We start from the raw sequence: 506 nt of genomic DNA on the forward strand, positions 1-506 counted from the left end.
TTTTGATAATAAATTCATTACAATCTTCTAACCCCGTGTTTCTCCAAGTGTTGAGATAAATTCGATTCTTGTTTCTGGCTGGTTAATGCAAGCACGCGACTGATACCCATCAATAATGCGACAGCACCATCAATCTTCTTTGCACTTTTCTCTTTACGAGGAAAATCATTTTCATTGGCATCAGGCTTACTAATTACGTTTCCGATCATCCAAGATAAAATCGGATTCCCATCATGATGGAAACGTCCGGATGAGATCGCTGCTACTAGCTCTTTCATCGCGGGTGAAAAGGTTTTCACATTCTTTGGAATTTTCACTGCCTCATATCCCGCATCTGTAATGTCACGTGCAACCTGAAAACCACCCCATTCATCATAAGGAACCTCAGTCAGAGGTACTTTACTGGCATCGTTAATCAGATCACTTGCGACAAGCGTAAAATCATTTTCATAACCATCATGAACTTCTAAAAACCCTAGATTCATCCACTTCTGATACCGATCAAT

1 protein-coding gene is annotated in these 506 nt (G+C 40.1%); it reads right to left on the bottom strand.

The genetic code is table 11. The features are described 5' to 3' along the window. Positions 1 to 17: 17 nt before the first annotated feature. On the bottom strand, positions 18 to 506 hold a 489-nt coding region (locus tag MMO38_RS16545), incomplete at its 5' end, for a terminase TerL endonuclease subunit (protein ID WP_241324195.1).

Origin of the sequence: Acinetobacter sp. NIPH 1852, assembly GCF_022549455.1 — a bacterium.
GTDB lineage: Bacteria > Pseudomonadota > Gammaproteobacteria > Pseudomonadales > Moraxellaceae > Acinetobacter.